Consider the following 14,411-nt stretch of genomic DNA (forward strand, 5'->3'; position numbering starts at 1 on the left):
CGCCCCTCCCCTCACGCTCACCAGCGTCGAGGGCGATACGGCCTCAACGTACTACGACACGGTAAACGACTCCAACACGGACATCGTCCTCACCTCCACGGATGCCGTGTCCGGAACATCGGTCTGCCGCTGGTACACAACCGACTCGGGCTACGACGCGGGTACCGGCAACGCCTGCGGAGCCGGCACCAGCTGCTCTTTCACCGGGGCGAATAACGCGGATACCGTCTACACCCGATACATCGCCTGCGTCGATGCAGCCGGGAACGGGAACTCAACGGCGAACAACCTGGACATCACGTGGACGAACGACTGGACCGCGCCGACGTTCGCCGGCCTCACGAGCGCCACGGCCACTTCCGAAAGCAACGTCAACCTTGCATGGTCGGCCGCTACGGACACGCTGACCGCGCAGGGCGCCATCGTCTACCAAATCTGCCGCGAGCCGCCTCAATCGAATTGCCAGGGAAGTTTTAACGCGACGTTTACGACCTCCGCCGGGGCCGTCATCTACGGCGACGGCTCGCTCACGACCGGCAGCGCGGTCTACTACGTTGTCCGCGCCCGCGACGAAGCGGGCAATGTGGACACCAATACCGTCGAAAAGTACGCAGTGACGTGGTCGACCAAGATCGCCCAGGCCATCGCCAACTACTTCAGCTACCAAACCTGCGCCATTCTTGCCGGCGGGACGGTAAACTGCTGGGGCCGCAATGACTACGGTCAGCTCGGGGACGGGACGACCGTGCAAAAAACGACCCCTGTCGCCGCTACCGGCCTGGCGGGCGTCGTGGCCGTCGCAGGGGGCTTCTATCACACCTGTTCCCTTCTTTCCGATGGGACTGTGAAATGCACGGGCCGCAATAACAGCGGTCAACTTGGGGACGGGACGACGGTCGACAAGTCAACACCCGTCGCCGTTTCCTCGCTATCCGGGGTACTGGCGATCGCGGGGGGATCTGAACACTCTTGCTCCCTTCATTCCGACGGCACGGTGAAGTGCTGGGGGTGGAATAGCCAGGGTCAGTTTGGGGATGGGACAGCGGTGAACAAATCGACCCCGGTGGCCGTGTCCAGCCTATCGGGCGCGGTGAACATTGCAGCGGGCTACGAGCACACCTGTTCGCTCCTTTCCGACGGCACGGTGAAATGCTGGGGGCGCAATGACCGTGGTCAGCTTGGGGACGGCACGACGGGGAACATCTCGACCCCCGTGGATGTGAGCAGCCTATCGAGCGTTGTCGCCGTCTCGGGGGGAGACACGTTTACTTGTTCCCTGCTTGCCGATGGTACGGTGAAGTGCTGGGGGTACAATCTTGACGGTGAGCTTGGGGACGGGACGACGGCGAACAAATCGACCCCCGTGGCCGTGAGCAGCCTCACGAACGTCGTGGACGTCAATGGAGGCTACGAGTCCGCCTGCGCCCTTCTTGCGGATGGGACGGTGAAATGCTGGGGCAGAAATCAGAACGGTCAGATTGGGGACGGCACGACCACGAGCCGAACGACCCCCGTGGCCGTCAGCAGCCTGTCGGGTGCCGTGTCCATCGCGGTGGGCGTCAATACCACCTGTTCCCTCCTTTCCGACGGCACGGTGAAATGCTGGGGACTCAATGGCAACGGTCAGCTTGGGGACGGGACGACAACGAACAGAACGACCCCCGTAACCGTCTCCATGCCCGCCGGCCCGATGGGCGCAAAACTCCCGCGCCTCCACGAATCCACCGCCTCCGGCGCCCCCGCCCGCCCGTGGCGGCTCGGGCTGGCAACCGGCGGCAATCACACTTGTGCGCTCCTCTCGGACGGACGCGCCAAGTGCTGGGGGCGCAATCATGCCGGGCAAGTCGGGGACGGCTCGGGAAGCAGCCGCACGTCCCCTGTGTTCGTTACGTCTCTCTCAGCCGCTGTGGCCCTGGCCACGGGAGATTGGCATAGTTGCGCTCTCCTCGCCGATGGGACGGTGAAATGCTGGGGCCAAAATGACGTCGGACAAGTCGGCGACGGCAGCACGGCCAACAAGGCCACCCCCGTGGCGGTCTCCAGTTTGTCCGCCGTGGTGTCTGCGACCGGCGGCTCGTATTTCACCTGCGCGCTCCTCTCAGACGGCACGGTGAAATGCTGGGGACACAACGTGTACGGCCAACTCGGCGACGGCACCACCGCCAACAAGTCCACCCCCATCCAAGTGTCAAGCCTGTCGAGCGGGGTCGCCATAGAAGGCGGTGGGACCCAGGCCTGCGTGCTTCTGTCGGACGGCACGGTGAAATGCTGGGGACGCAACTTCTACGGCCAACTCGGCGATGGAACCACCACGGACAAGAACACCCCCGTCGCCGTTTCTTCCCTCAGCGGCGTGGTCGCCCTCTCGGCAGGCAGTGGAGACTTCGCCGAACGCACGTGTGCTCTCCTGTCCGACGGCGCCGTCAAGTGCTGGGGCAACAACTCCTACGGCCAGCTTGGAGATGGGTCAGTCGTCACCAAGTCGACGCCGACAGCGGTCTCCACCCTCACGGGCGCGGTCGCGATCGCAGGAGGTGGGGGCCATTCCTGCGCCCTGCTCGTAGACGGTTCCGCCCATTGCTGGGGCCGGAACGACTACGGCCAGGTAGGCGACGGTACCACTGCGGGCCGCACGACACCCGTTCCCGTTACAAGCCTGACCAACGTCGTGGCCATCTCCGGTGGCGGCGGCTCCTACGCCCACACCTGTGCGCTTCTTTCGGACGGCACTCTGAAGTGCTGGGGTGGGAACGATTACGGCCAAGTGGGCGACGGCACCACCGCCAACAAATCCACCCCCGTTCCGGTCCAAAACCTCCCCTGATTCTCCTCTTGGTAGGCGCACCCTTTACGGGTGCGTCCTCGGACGCAGGCTGAAGCCTGCGGCTACCGGTCCAGTGTATACATAATGGGTGACAGTATACTCTATTTCAAACAATAGAGTATACTGTCACCGATTATCACACGTGGAAGAGGATGTTCAGGACGTCCCCGTCCTTCACAACGTATTCCTTGCCCTCCTGCCGGAGTTTTCCCTGTCTCCTGGCCTCGGCCAAGGTCTTGAGCGCAAGAAGGTCGGAACACGTCACCACCTCCGCACGGATAAATCCCTTCTCAAGATCCGAATGAATACGCCCCGCGGCCTTCTGGGCGTTCGCTCCTTGCTGGACGCTCCACGCGCGAACTTCATCCTCCCCCACCGTCAAGAATGAAATGAAGTTGAGCGTTTTGTAGATATGCCGGACGAACCGGTTCAGAGCCGGCTCCTTCATGCCCAAATCCGTTAGAAACTCCTTCTGGTCATCCGGACCCAATTGCGCGATCTCCATCTCCATGGCGCCCTGGAGCGTGAAGAGATCGATCTTCAACTCCCCGAGGGTCCGTTCGGCTGAGGAAAGGTCCACTTTCTTGTCACCGGTATTGGCCACCGCCAGGATCGGCTTCGTGGTCACAAAAGTAAGCCCGGATAGAACCTTCAGGTCCGCCTCCGGAACGAAATCCGGCCCGATCGGAAGATTCCCCAACAGGCGCTGTCCCATCCTCTCCAGGATCTCGTATTCCCGGCTGCCCTTCTTCCCCTCCTTTTCCAATCGCTGCATGCGCTTCTCCACCACTTCGTAGTCGCTGAAGACCAGCGACTCCACCATCTTCTTCAGATCCGCGGCGGCATCCACTTTTCCCGAGGGATGAGGAACGGAATCGGACTCGAAGGCGCGGACGACAATCACCAGCATGTCGAGGTTTCGGATTTGGGCGAGCGCATCGGAGGCAAGGCCGCCCGTTTCATCGAACCCCACTTGCAAGTCTTTCAGGACGATCTTGGCGTACACGGTTTTCTTTGGGCGAAACAACGCCAGGAGGTCATCCACGCGCGGATCCGGAACGTTAATGTCCGCGATGTTCACATCCTTCTTCCCGCCCGCATAGGCAGAAGTGGCGGCGTTCCGGCCGGTCACCGCATTATAGATGGTGGTCTTGCCCGACAAGGGCAGTCCGATGAGTCCTGTCTCCATGGGGCTCTATCGCGAACGGACTTCGACGAGGGCTTCGGGGCGCGGCGCAGATAGAAAGTCCAGGCCGGCTGGCTCCCCCTTCAAATGGGCGCTGAAGAAGGCCGTAACGTAGGCCTGGCCGATGGATCGCGCGATGGCGGGGTCAAGATAGGTGAACTTTTCGCCCGGCTTCGTTTGGCGCTCCCCTTCGCCGCAGCCGGCGGGGTATCGATCCGTGACCTTGCATATATCCGAGAAGGACATGTGGCCGGCGTCGGCCACCTCCACCTTCCACGCGGGCTGATTCGCGGTATCGAAGTTCTTCCGGATGTAGGTGTTGCCGATTTCGTAAACCATGTTGTCCTCCTTCGCCAGGAGAAACAGGACCGGAACACGAATCACGGCCATCGTGGGTCCGGGGAGCAGCGGATTTTCCATTGGCACGGCGATGGCCAGGCCGGCTTTGAACCGCGAATCCTGATTCAGGACGAGACCCGCGGTGGCCCCCCCGAAGCTGTGTCCAAAGATGCCCACGCGACTTGAATCGAATCGGCCTCGCAGCGCCGCAGGCACCTCGGCAGAGTCCGCGTCCACTAAAACATCCAGCAGAAACTCCATATCCCGTGCCCGTGTTTCGAGAAAGTCCGGCGTCAGGAACGCGGCCGATCCCTTGAGACTGTCGAAGAGCGTTCCACCCGTGTGATCCGGAGCCGCCACGGCAATCCCGTGGCTCGCCAAGCGCTCGGCCAACGAGAAGGACGAAAAGCGCGTACAGCTCATGCAGTGGGAAAAGAGCACAAGGGGCCACGGAGCCGTCGATGTATCCGCTTCGGCATCGGTAGCCGAATGTTTCACCAGGGTCGGTCCAGGCTGAGGCGCGGCGCGAAGCAGGCCCGCGTATGTGTCGTGGTCGGCCCCAGGGACCAGGAATTGCTCCGCCGGCTCCCCCACGCTCGCCCCAGCTCTGGCAGACCCGACGGCCGGATACCACACCTCCACCCAGAAGGTGCGGGACCGAGCCGCGTCGGTCACCTCGAAGTGCGCATTCCCGACCGGATACGGTCCGGGCGACTCGTACTTCAACGGGGACGGGGAATCTATGGAGCAGCCCACGAGCAATGCCGCCGCCGTAATGGTCTTTCCGATGGCTTCCAGCAGAATAGGTTTCCGGCGAACATCATCCGCGGGCATAAAGCCTGCGCCTGCCACGGATACAGATTCCTGGTAGCCGCGGGCCATGTTACATGCCGCACCATCCGTGGTGCGGCGACATATCATGGTCCCATACCATCCGTGGCATGGGGCTTCAGCCCGCGTCATTGCGCCGCAGGTCTTCCATTGTCCGATCATGGCGCCATTGTTCACAACGCCACCCCAAAATCCAGCCCTGAGCCCCCACCTCTTGACAAATTACGGTGACTCTGATTCACTGACGTTATGTCACCCACTGAAGCCGTCCGTACACCCTCCGAATCCCGCGCCCCACGGAGCCGGAAGGCCCGAAAAGCCGCGACCCGGGATTCACTCAAACGCGCCGCCCTGAGTTGCTTCGCGGAAAAGGGCTACGCCCAGACCCAGATCGCCGATATTGCCGACCGTTGCGCCGTAGCGCACGGCACGTTCTACGTGCACTTTTCGAGCAAGGAGCAACTCATCGAGGAGCTGCTCCAGCAATTCAACGCGGGCCTAGTCGAACGCCTCCGGCCGATCTGGAGCCCAGGCCGTCCGCTCGACCTCCGCCGCACCGTCCGGCAGACCGCCAGGGCATTCCTGGATTACTGGGCCGACCACCGCGACCTCGTCCATGCCTATGCCCAGCGGGCGGCCGCCGGCCTCAGCGTGGAGTCGCTGCGGGATGGCATCAACCCTCCCGTCGCACAGTTTCTCATCGGGGCACTCAAGTCCGTCGCTCCGGACTCGAAAGCCGACCATCCCAGCCTCGAACTCACCGCGCATGCTCTCCTGTCCATGTGGCTCCGCATCGGGATGCAGGCGCTGTTCAATCCCTCCGTAACTCGACGGGAAGCGGAGGACACACTCGTCCGACTCACCTTGGGCTCTCTCCAATCCTGGATGAATCCCAAAAATCGATAGGGGGAAGTCACCATGAACCAACTCGATCACCCGCCGGCCGGTTCCACCGGACCGTTTCCGCCGCCTCCAGTAACGTCCAGGTCGCGTGAGATTCCGGTTCAGAGGGAGCCGTCGAGTCCGCAGCCCCCTCGGGCGAGTGCTCTGACCCAATCCTATGCCGCGATGCAGCCACGCCCGCTGGCGGAATTCAATCTTTACCGCCCCAAGCCCGGCCATCCCGATTGGCCGAGGCTCGCCGCCGAGGCGAAACAGCTCGCAGACGAGATTCTGCCCACGCTCGAACGTCCGCGCACCGGTCGCCACGACCTCGGGCGAAAATTGGGAAGCTACCGCACGGTCGTCCGGAATTACCTGGACAATCGCCGACGTGCCAAAGCGGGTCGGGAGGATCTGCGTCCCCTCTACTTCATCTGGACCACCCTCCGCTCCTGCAATTTCAGTTGCACGTATTGCGACGATCATCAGGGCCACAAATACCCGGACCTACCGAATGACGGCGTTCTCAACACGGAACAAGGCATCCGCCTCCTGGAGATCATGCGCACGCGCACCCCGTCGGTCTACTTCGCCGGCGGCGAACCCACCATGCGGCAGGACCTGCCCACGCTTACCCGCGCGGCCCGTAATCTGAACTACTACCCCATCATCATCAACACCAACGCCAGCCTCATCCACCGATGGCTGAAAAAGGAATCCTGGAAAACCTGGCTGGCCGATACGGACTTCATCGTGGTAAGTCTCGATGCGCTCGATCTTTCTCTCCTCAACGACATGTGGATTTATGGACGATCCCAGGACGTTCTCCGCAATCTGCTCCTCCTCCGCGAACTGGCCGAACCGATGAACTTCAAGCTCATGGTCAACACAGTCATCCAGCCCGGCCATCTCCAGGAAGCGGGGGCGGTTCTGGATTTCGCGAACGATCTGGGCATCACGTTCTGTCCCGTTCCTATGAATATCGGGCCGACCATCAATGCGGCGCTCAAGGGCGACGGCGAATACCTCGCGCTGGCCGACCGGATCCTGGAGCGAAAACAGCAGGGCTATCCGATTACCGGCTCCCTGCGCATGAACCGGCGGTTGCTCCACTCGGAACCCCTCAACTGCCGGAACACGGTCAAGCCCCACATCGATTTCGACGGCCGCCTGGTCTGGCCCTGCAAGGCCACGGTGAACGTGAAACCGGAATACATCAACGTGCTCGATTTCAAGGATGTGGACACGCTGTACGACTATGCCGCTTCGAAGGTGAACCCGACGAAATTCCACGGTCCCGCCTGCAACCAGTGCGGCGCGAACTGCAACTGGGCCCAGAACTATACGACGGATACCTATTTCAACGGCCTCGTCCACCCTTTGAGCATGGTCCGGGATGCCTTCGAGTTCCTGAGCTGATTCCAGGACGACCCATGCTCACTTTCTTGACGATTGCGGTGGGACTACTCCTGCGGTCCATGGCGCGCCGCAGAAAGGCGCGCAACCGCCCCTCTGCATGACTCTCGGCCTGGACGCCCTCACAATCGCGACCGTCAGCCTGCTGATTTGCGCAGCCGCCGATCGCCTCCGTTGGATGCAAATGTTGGTCCCGGCCATCATCGCCTTCCGCATGCTGGCCGTCTGGGGAATGATTCGCCGCCGTCCATCACACTCCCTCACAGCCGAGATCGTGTTCTTTTCTGTCTGCCTCATCCTGGGGGCGTTCAACGACTGGAACACGGTTGTGCGCCATCGCGTATACGACTACCTCGTGCCGAGCGATCTGGTTCCCTGGTCGTCGATCCCTTCGTGGATGCTGCTCTATTGGGGAATGATTCTTCGATTCATGCACACCCTCTCCGTGCAACCCTTTTTCCAATCCCCGCGTACAGGGAAGCCCGCCGCACCCCGGTTCATCGACCGGTGGCGTGTCCCCATCGAGATCGCACTCGTGCTCGTCACGCGACAGGCCATCTATCGCTTCCCCCTCGACCCCGTGCTCTCCTGGCTGCCGTTTGCCGCCGCGCTGATCCTCTTTCTCCTCTTGTTCCCACTCGGTCGGGGCGAACGGCGGCTCTTCGCGTTTCTCGCGATCGGCGGCCCCCTCGTGGAGATCCTCTACATCCGAGTGGGCGCTCTTCATCAATACCCTCTGGGGGGGTTGGGAGGCGTACCCCTTTGGATCGCCCTTTGGTGGATTCTGGCCGGGTTGATCTGGAAGGATCTCTCCCCGCCCATCTTCGGTTTCATCGCGAGAGCGTTTCCCGTGGCAAACACCCGCGCCCCAGCCTAAGATAGGCTACTCTGCGAAGCGCTTCGTAGCACGAGCGCACTCGCGGATCCGATCACTCGATACATCATGCGTCGAACGGTTTTCCTGTCCATCTCGATCCTGATGGCCTCTTGCCAGGCATCGCACAAGCCCGCCCCGTATGAGATCCTCGTCCTCGAAGGCTCACCCTATGAGCGCGGTCTCCGGCACGGGCGCCTCCTATCCAGCAAGATTCGCTCGATCTACACGCAGATGTTTACCGCCTCGATCCTCCCGTACCTCAATCGCCTTCAACCCGACATTGCGGAGTTCCTCTTCGAGTACAAGAAACCCCTCTACCTCGATGGGAATTTCTCCTACCAGGTTCTGCTCCAGAGCGCGCGCAAGCTTGCCGAGTCCATCCCTGCTCCCTACCTTGAGGAGATGCAAGGCATCGCCGACGGCTCCGGTTTTGACTTCGACAAGGTATTGCTGCTCAACACGTTTGTGGATTCGATGCAGGATCTTCGATCGATCGCGCTCTACCTCGACCGAGTTCAGGCACCCGATCTCCTCAGCGTAGAGGTCCAGCCGGGCGCCGAATCGGATTCCCTGGACAACAACGGCAACGGCGCCGTGGACGAACCCGGAGATAACCGCCTTGACCCCTACGAACCCTCGCCCTACGCCGGCCTGGTGGAGATACCCTCGGGGTCTCGCTTTCAATTCCGTCTGAGGGACCCGCAAGGCGTCGATCCGTCCACGGTCAGAATTCAGCTCGGGACAGCCGTCTATGAGAGCGACAACCCGGCTCTGTCCTATGTCACCGCCGGAACCGACCTGGACGTGTTCTTCGCACCGCCCACTCCACTCCCCGAGGCCTCCATGGTGCCGATCATCCTTCAAGCCGGCGACCGCTCCAGATCGGAAGAGCCGCCCCCCGCTCATGCCAGGTTCATGCGGGACGAGCGCCTCGTCTTCACGACGCGCGGCTTCGGAAAGCTCCCCCACGAGGTGGAGAACCGCGGCGAAAGGGATGGGCGAACCCAGCCGACCTCGATCGCTTTCGGTCTGAGAGGCACGGCTACCGCGGATTCCCGAGTGCTGGCCGCCCAGCATTTCGCCCTGCTCGACAACAACGCCATGCATCGCCACGCGGTCCTCTTCATCCACAAACCGGACGTCGGTCGACCTTTCGCCGTGCTCGGATGGTCCGGAGGCATCGGCGCCTTCTCCGGCATGAATGCCGCCGGTCTCGTCTTCATGGTGAATCCCTCGGACACGCTCAACAACCCCGTCACCCGACAGTTCCAGGAGCTTCTGTTCGCCGCCAACCTCCTCGCCCGGGGTGTTCCCATGTTCGTCACGGCCCGCGAGGTCCTGAGCCGCTTCGGGTCCGCCCAGCAGGCCGCGCTACATCTCGAAGAAACGGAGCACGCGTACGGCTGGAACATCCTCTTGGCCGATGCCGGAGGCGACCTGGTCGCCGTTGAACTCGACTCCGCCATCGGCGGAGATGTGGACCCACGAGGCGTCCGCTATTCCCCGGACCAAACGGAGCCGGCGAACCTCGACCCGTGGGGCCGCCGATGGGCGAGCGTCGGCCCGGACGATCTTCGAATCGCGACACACTATCGCAGGAACACCGAAGACATCCGCCTGGAGCTTCTCGGGCTGCAGGTCAAGCCCCAACGATACTGGAGTTCATTCTACTTTCGCTCGCTGCGCGCCTACTATGTCCTCGGCGAACGAATCGCGGCCTCCTACGGAACGCTCGACGTGCCTGCCTTGGAGGCGCTCCTGCGCGAAAAAGATCTCATCGACCAGCGCGACAGCATGAACGCGGCGATCTACGAGCCGGAATCGCTCAGGATGCATTTCGCCGTCGGCCAGGTCCCGGCCACCGCGGGACCGTTCACGTCCATTCCCCTCGGCCCCCTGTTCACGCCGTGACACGATTTCCCCTTTCGCGCCTTCTCGCGACTGGGGTAGAATCCAAGCGCGTCATGAGCCTTCTCCGTCCATTGCTGAAACTCGCCATCCTCTCGACATGGGTCTTCCTCCTCTACACTCTCTACCAACGCACACGCACGCCTTCCCTGGCTTCCGCCGAGATTCCCGTTTCGGAAGCCGAATGGAAGGAACCGGCGCGCGAATACTGGATGGGCGTCTACTACAAGGACCAGAAAATCGGCTACACCACCACCACGTGGACGCCGAATGAGAACGGTTACGACGTGATCGAGCGCGCCTTCCTCTCACCGAAGATCATGGGTGAGAAAAAAGAGATCCGCACCGCCACCCGCGCCGCGCTCGGAAAAGACTACGCGCTTCAAACGGTGGACTTCAAGATGGAATCCGGGCCCGCCGCGTTCTTCCTCACGGCCAAAGTGGAAGGAAAGCAGATTCATGTCACCCTACATTCCGGCGCCGACAAAACCGAGCAGGACATCGCCCTCACCGATTCCCCCCGCCTCCCCCTCACGGTGCGGGCCATGATGGGCCAGCGGAAGATCCGGCCCGGCGACAAGTACCGTGTCTCCGTCTTCGACCCTTCAATCGTCGGCCAGGCCGACCTGGTGGTTGAGGTCCTGGCGCCGGAGCCCGTTCTCGTCGGCGGACAGACGATCAGCGCCTTCAAGGTTCATGAAACCATCGGAACGGTCGAGACGTGGAGCTGGGTGACGGAGGAAGGCGAAACCCTGAAAGAGGAGAGTCCGATGGGGTTCACCACCCTTCGCGAGTCGCGCGAGGAAGCGTTGTACCGGCGTTGGCCCACGGGGGAGGACGTGGACCTGATCGTGTCCACGTCGATTCCCGTCTCCACTTATATCGCCAAGCCAAGAGCACTTGCCCTGCTGAAGCTGAAACTCCGCACCCCCCATCTCGATCGATTGGGAAACTTGAGCGAACGTCAGACGCTATCCGGAGATGTATTGACGATAGTGAGAGAAAAAGAGGTCGGCACGCTCACGGGCCGAATCCCGATCAAAGGCCGCGGCCTCGGCCCGTCTCTGGCGCCGGAGGTCCTGATTCCAAGTGATGACCAGGAAATCAAGCTGTACTCCCAAGGGGCACTTGGGGCGGAGCGGGCCGGAAATCGCGCCGCCCGGAAACTGGCCGAGTTCGTGTATGATCACCTCGAGAAAACGCCCCTCATCAGCATCCCCGATGCCAAACAGGTGCTCCATCTCCGAAAGGGAGACTGCAATGAACACGCCGTTCTCTTCGCCGCCCTCGCCCGCGCCGCCGGCATCCCCACCAAGGTCGCCGTGGGCATCGTCTACACGGAGGGGTCGTTCTTCTACCACGCCTGGAACGAGGTGTACCTGACCGATGCGCGGAATCGCGGCCGCTGGGTGACCGTCGATTCCACCTTCAACCAAATCCCGGCGGATGTCACCCACGTCAAGATGGCTGAGGGCGGACTCGACAAGCAGCTTCATGTCATGAACTTCGTCGGCAATCTTTCAATAGAAGTGCTGGAGACCGCTCCATGACCTCTCTTCGACTACTCCAGTTGCGCAATCTGAAATCTCAAATCTCAAATCCCCCGGCGGTCATGTCATGATCCACACCGAGGAGCTGACCAAGCGCTATGCCGATTTCACGGCCGTGGACAATCTGAATCTGGAGATTCCCCGCGGTGAGATCTTCGGTTTCCTCGGCCCCAACGGCGCCGGCAAGACAACCACCATCAAAATGCTGGCAGGCATGCTCCAGCCTTCCAACGGCCGCATCGTGATCGACGGCATCGATTTCGGCCGAGATCCCTTGCGTGTGAAATCGATTACCGGCGTCATCCCCGACCGTCCTTTCCTGTATGAAAAACTGACCGGGGAGGAGTTTCTCGGTTTTCTGGCCGGAATCCGGCGCATCGAACCGTCCGAAAGCCGGAGCCGCATCTCGGAATTACTCACCTTCTTCGAGCTGACGGGTTGGAAGGATGATCTCATCGAGACCTACTCCCACGGCATGAAGCAGCGACTCGCCATCGGTGGAGCGCTCCTCCATCGCCCACGCGTCCTGATCGTCGATGAGCCCATGGTGGGCCTCGATCCGGCCGCCGCCCGCCAAATCAAGAACTTGTTCCGGGCGTTGGCCCGCGAAGGAACGACGCTCTTTGTCTCAACGCATTCGTTGGATGTGGCGCAGGATATTTGCGCCCGGGTGGGCATCATTCATCAAGGCCGTCTCATTGCTGCGGGATCCCTGGATGACCTCCGAAAATATTCGGGGTCCGACCACGGCACACTGGAGGATGTATTTCTGACTCTTGTCCGCGAGGAAACGCATCCCTCCGCGCCGGCATGACGCTCCTTCGCCTCCATCTCCCGGGCTGGTACGCATTCTGGAATGCAGCTCGCCGTCCCACCCGCGACTCCAAGATCAAGGCTGTGGCCCTCCTCCTCGGAGCAAGCGGCTTTTGGGCCGCGATCTTCTTCTCCTTTCTGCGGCTCCTTCGCCATTTCCAGTCGACCGAACTGGTGGGAGACATTCTCATCTCAAAACTTCTCATGATGATGACGCTCCTCTTCCTCGCCCTGCTCCTGTACAGCAGCGTCGTCGTCGCCGTCTCCACGCTCCTGCTCTCCAAAGACCTCGAACTGCTCCAAGCCCTTCCCGTGCCGTCCGAGGCCCTGTTCCAGAAAAAGTTCCTGGAGACACTCCTTCACAGCTCGTGGATGTTCCTCCTCTTCGCTCTCCCCATTTTCTACGCATACGCCTTCCTCTACCGGGCCGGACCGGCCTTCTACCCCGCGCTCGGCGCCGGGCTTCTGGCCTTCCTCGTGATCCCCGCGGCCGTGGCGGTGGCCATCATCCTTCTTCTGGGCCTGGCGTTTCCCGCTCGACGAACGCGCGATGCCGCCTTCGTCGGAAGCATCAGCCTCTTCGCGGCCCTCTATCTTGTCATTCGTTTCATGCGGCCCGAAAAACTGGTCGACCCCTCTTCTTTCAAAAGCATGATGGGCTACATCGCCTCCCTCAGAGCGCCAAGCTCACCCTGGCTGCCGAGCACCTGGCTGGCTCATTCGATCTTGGACAGCCTGGCCGGCCGGTGGGACGAGGTCGCCTTCTACCTCGGCCTGCTCGTAACGACCGCCGCTTCACTTTTCATCCTGATCTCCGCGGTGATGCGTCGAGCCTACCCCACACTCCTCTCGAAAGCGCAGGAGACCCGGCGCAGCACTCCCACGAACACCCGAAAAGGACAGGCCATCCTCGGTCGACTTCTCCGTCCCCTCCCGCGCCCCCTCGGATCCGTCGTCTACAAAGAGATTCGCACCTTCTTCCGCGATCCCTCCCAGTGGTCGCAAATCATCCTGATCGGAGCCCTGATCGTTGCGTACCTCTACAATTTCCATGCGCTCCCTCGTGAGCGGTTCCCCATCTCGCAGTTCGCCCTCGAAACGATCGTCTCTTTTCTCAATCTCGGGCTCTGCGGCTTCGTCATGGCGGCGATGGCGGCCCGGTTCGTCTTTCCCCTGATCAGTCTGGAAGGACGCGCCTTCTGGCTTCTTCGCACGGCGCCGGTCTCCGCTCGGCACCTCTTTGCGGCCAAGTTCTTCGTCGGGTTCGTACCCCTCACGGCACTGGGCCTGGTGCTGACCGTGGCCTCCAACGTGATCCTCGGCTCGAGCCGATTCATGCACTTGCTGTCCGCCACGACCACTTTCCTGTCGGGCATTGCCATTGTGGCCCTCGCGTTGTGCTTCGGAACACTCTACCCGCGGTTTCACGTCGAGAATCCCGCCCGCATCTCCACGGGGTTCGGCGGCCTGATGTACATGATCGCGTCGATGCTCCTGCTGGCGCTTGTGGCCGCGCTGGAGGCCTGGCCCGTTTATCTCTACTACCTTTCGCAGTTCAAGGGATGGACGATTCAGACCCACCAGTGGCTGGGCATGGGCGCCTCTTTCGCGGCGGCCCTCGCCCTTCTTGTGGCCACCACCACCCTGTCCCTCCGGCTCGGGATTCGGCGATTGGGCACACTTGAGCCCTGACACCAGGAGTCCCTCGGCGGCGAGTTGGCTTGCGAAGAGCGCTCTTCTGCCGATATAATATACAAAGTGCATCAGCCTCGCGCGCAGGCTCGG

The 14,411-nt window shown here is 61.8% G+C and carries 10 protein-coding genes; 8 read left to right on the forward strand and 2 right to left on the reverse strand.

The features are described 5' to 3' along the window. Positions 1 to 2,824, forward strand: a 2,824-nt coding sequence (locus tag HYT87_04170) for a hypothetical protein (GenBank protein ID MBI2058946.1), incomplete at its 5' end; no start/stop codon positions are given. Between the two features lie 136 nt (positions 2,825 to 2,960). Here the strand turns inward: HYT87_04170 and ychF are convergent. After that, positions 2,961 to 4,013, reverse strand: coding sequence for a redox-regulated ATPase YchF (gene ychF, locus HYT87_04175; protein ID MBI2058947.1), 1,053 nt, complete (start codon positions 4,011 to 4,013; stop codon positions 2,961 to 2,963). Between the two features lie 6 nt (positions 4,014 to 4,019). After that, positions 4,020 to 5,270, reverse strand: coding sequence for a prolyl oligopeptidase family serine peptidase (locus HYT87_04180; protein MBI2058948.1), 1,251 nt, complete (start codon positions 5,268 to 5,270; stop codon positions 4,020 to 4,022). A gap of 159 nt (positions 5,271 to 5,429) precedes the next feature. Between HYT87_04180 and HYT87_04185 the strand changes: the two genes are divergently transcribed. From HYT87_04185 to HYT87_04215, 7 genes are all read left to right on the forward strand, one after another. Further along, on the forward strand, positions 5,430 to 6,086 hold the full coding sequence (locus tag HYT87_04185; protein MBI2058949.1) for a TetR/AcrR family transcriptional regulator: 657 nt from the start codon (positions 5,430 to 5,432) through the stop codon (positions 6,084 to 6,086). Positions 6,087 to 6,248: 162 nt separating this feature from the next. Then, complete coding sequence (locus tag HYT87_04190; GenBank protein MBI2058950.1) at positions 6,249 to 7,481, forward strand: radical SAM protein; 1,233 nt, start codon at positions 6,249 to 6,251, stop codon at positions 7,479 to 7,481. Between the two features lie 97 nt (positions 7,482 to 7,578). After that, on the forward strand, positions 7,579 to 8,355 hold the full coding sequence (locus HYT87_04195) for a hypothetical protein (protein MBI2058951.1): 777 nt from the start codon (positions 7,579 to 7,581) through the stop codon (positions 8,353 to 8,355). Positions 8,356 to 8,421: 66 nt separating this feature from the next. Then, the gene (locus HYT87_04200; GenBank protein ID MBI2058952.1) at positions 8,422 to 10,266 is read left to right on the forward strand and encodes a hypothetical protein; all 1,845 of its coding nucleotides are present in this window, start codon (positions 8,422 to 8,424) and stop codon (positions 10,264 to 10,266) included. A 53-nt stretch (positions 10,267 to 10,319) separates the two neighbouring features. Then, positions 10,320 to 11,813, forward strand: a complete 1,494-nt coding sequence (locus HYT87_04205; GenBank protein MBI2058953.1) for a transglutaminase domain-containing protein — start codon at positions 10,320 to 10,322, stop codon at positions 11,811 to 11,813. Between the two features lie 67 nt (positions 11,814 to 11,880). Continuing rightward, positions 11,881 to 12,627: an ABC transporter ATP-binding protein gene (locus tag HYT87_04210; protein ID MBI2058954.1), complete on the forward strand. Its 747-nt coding sequence runs from the start codon at positions 11,881 to 11,883 to the stop codon at positions 12,625 to 12,627. Beyond that, complete coding sequence (locus tag HYT87_04215; protein ID MBI2058955.1) at positions 12,624 to 14,318, forward strand: hypothetical protein; 1,695 nt, start codon at positions 12,624 to 12,626, stop codon at positions 14,316 to 14,318. Before HYT87_04210 ends, HYT87_04215 begins: the two co-directional genes overlap by 4 nt. The last annotated feature ends 93 nt before the right edge of the window (positions 14,319 to 14,411 follow it).

The organism is Nitrospirota bacterium (assembly GCA_016180645.1).
Classification (GTDB): Bacteria; JACPQY01; JACPQY01; order JACPQY01; family JACPQY01; genus JACPAV01.

Excerpts from the sequence above, each read along its gene's own strand:
- HYT87_04205 (MBI2058953.1), top strand. The coding sequence starts at position 10,320 with ATGAGCCTTCTCCGTCCATTGCTGAAACTCGCCATCCTCTCGACATGG.
- HYT87_04185 (MBI2058949.1), top strand. The coding sequence starts at position 5,430 with ATGTCACCCACTGAAGCCGTCCGTACACCCTCCGAATCCCGCGCCCCA.
- HYT87_04210 (MBI2058954.1), top strand. The coding sequence starts at position 11,881 with ATGATCCACACCGAGGAGCTGACCAAGCGCTATGCCGATTTCACGGCC.
- HYT87_04200 (MBI2058952.1), top strand. The coding sequence starts at position 8,422 with ATGCGTCGAACGGTTTTCCTGTCCATCTCGATCCTGATGGCCTCTTGC.
- HYT87_04190 (MBI2058950.1), top strand. The coding sequence starts at position 6,249 with ATGCAGCCACGCCCGCTGGCGGAATTCAATCTTTACCGCCCCAAGCCC.
- ychF (MBI2058947.1), bottom strand. The coding sequence starts at position 4,013 with ATGGAGACAGGACTCATCGGACTGCCCTTGTCGGGCAAGACCACCATC.
- HYT87_04215 (MBI2058955.1), top strand. The coding sequence starts at position 12,624 with ATGACGCTCCTTCGCCTCCATCTCCCGGGCTGGTACGCATTCTGGAAT.
- HYT87_04195 (MBI2058951.1), top strand. The coding sequence starts at position 7,579 with ATGACTCTCGGCCTGGACGCCCTCACAATCGCGACCGTCAGCCTGCTG.
- HYT87_04180 (MBI2058948.1), bottom strand. The coding sequence starts at position 5,270 with ATGATATGTCGCCGCACCACGGATGGTGCGGCATGTAACATGGCCCGC.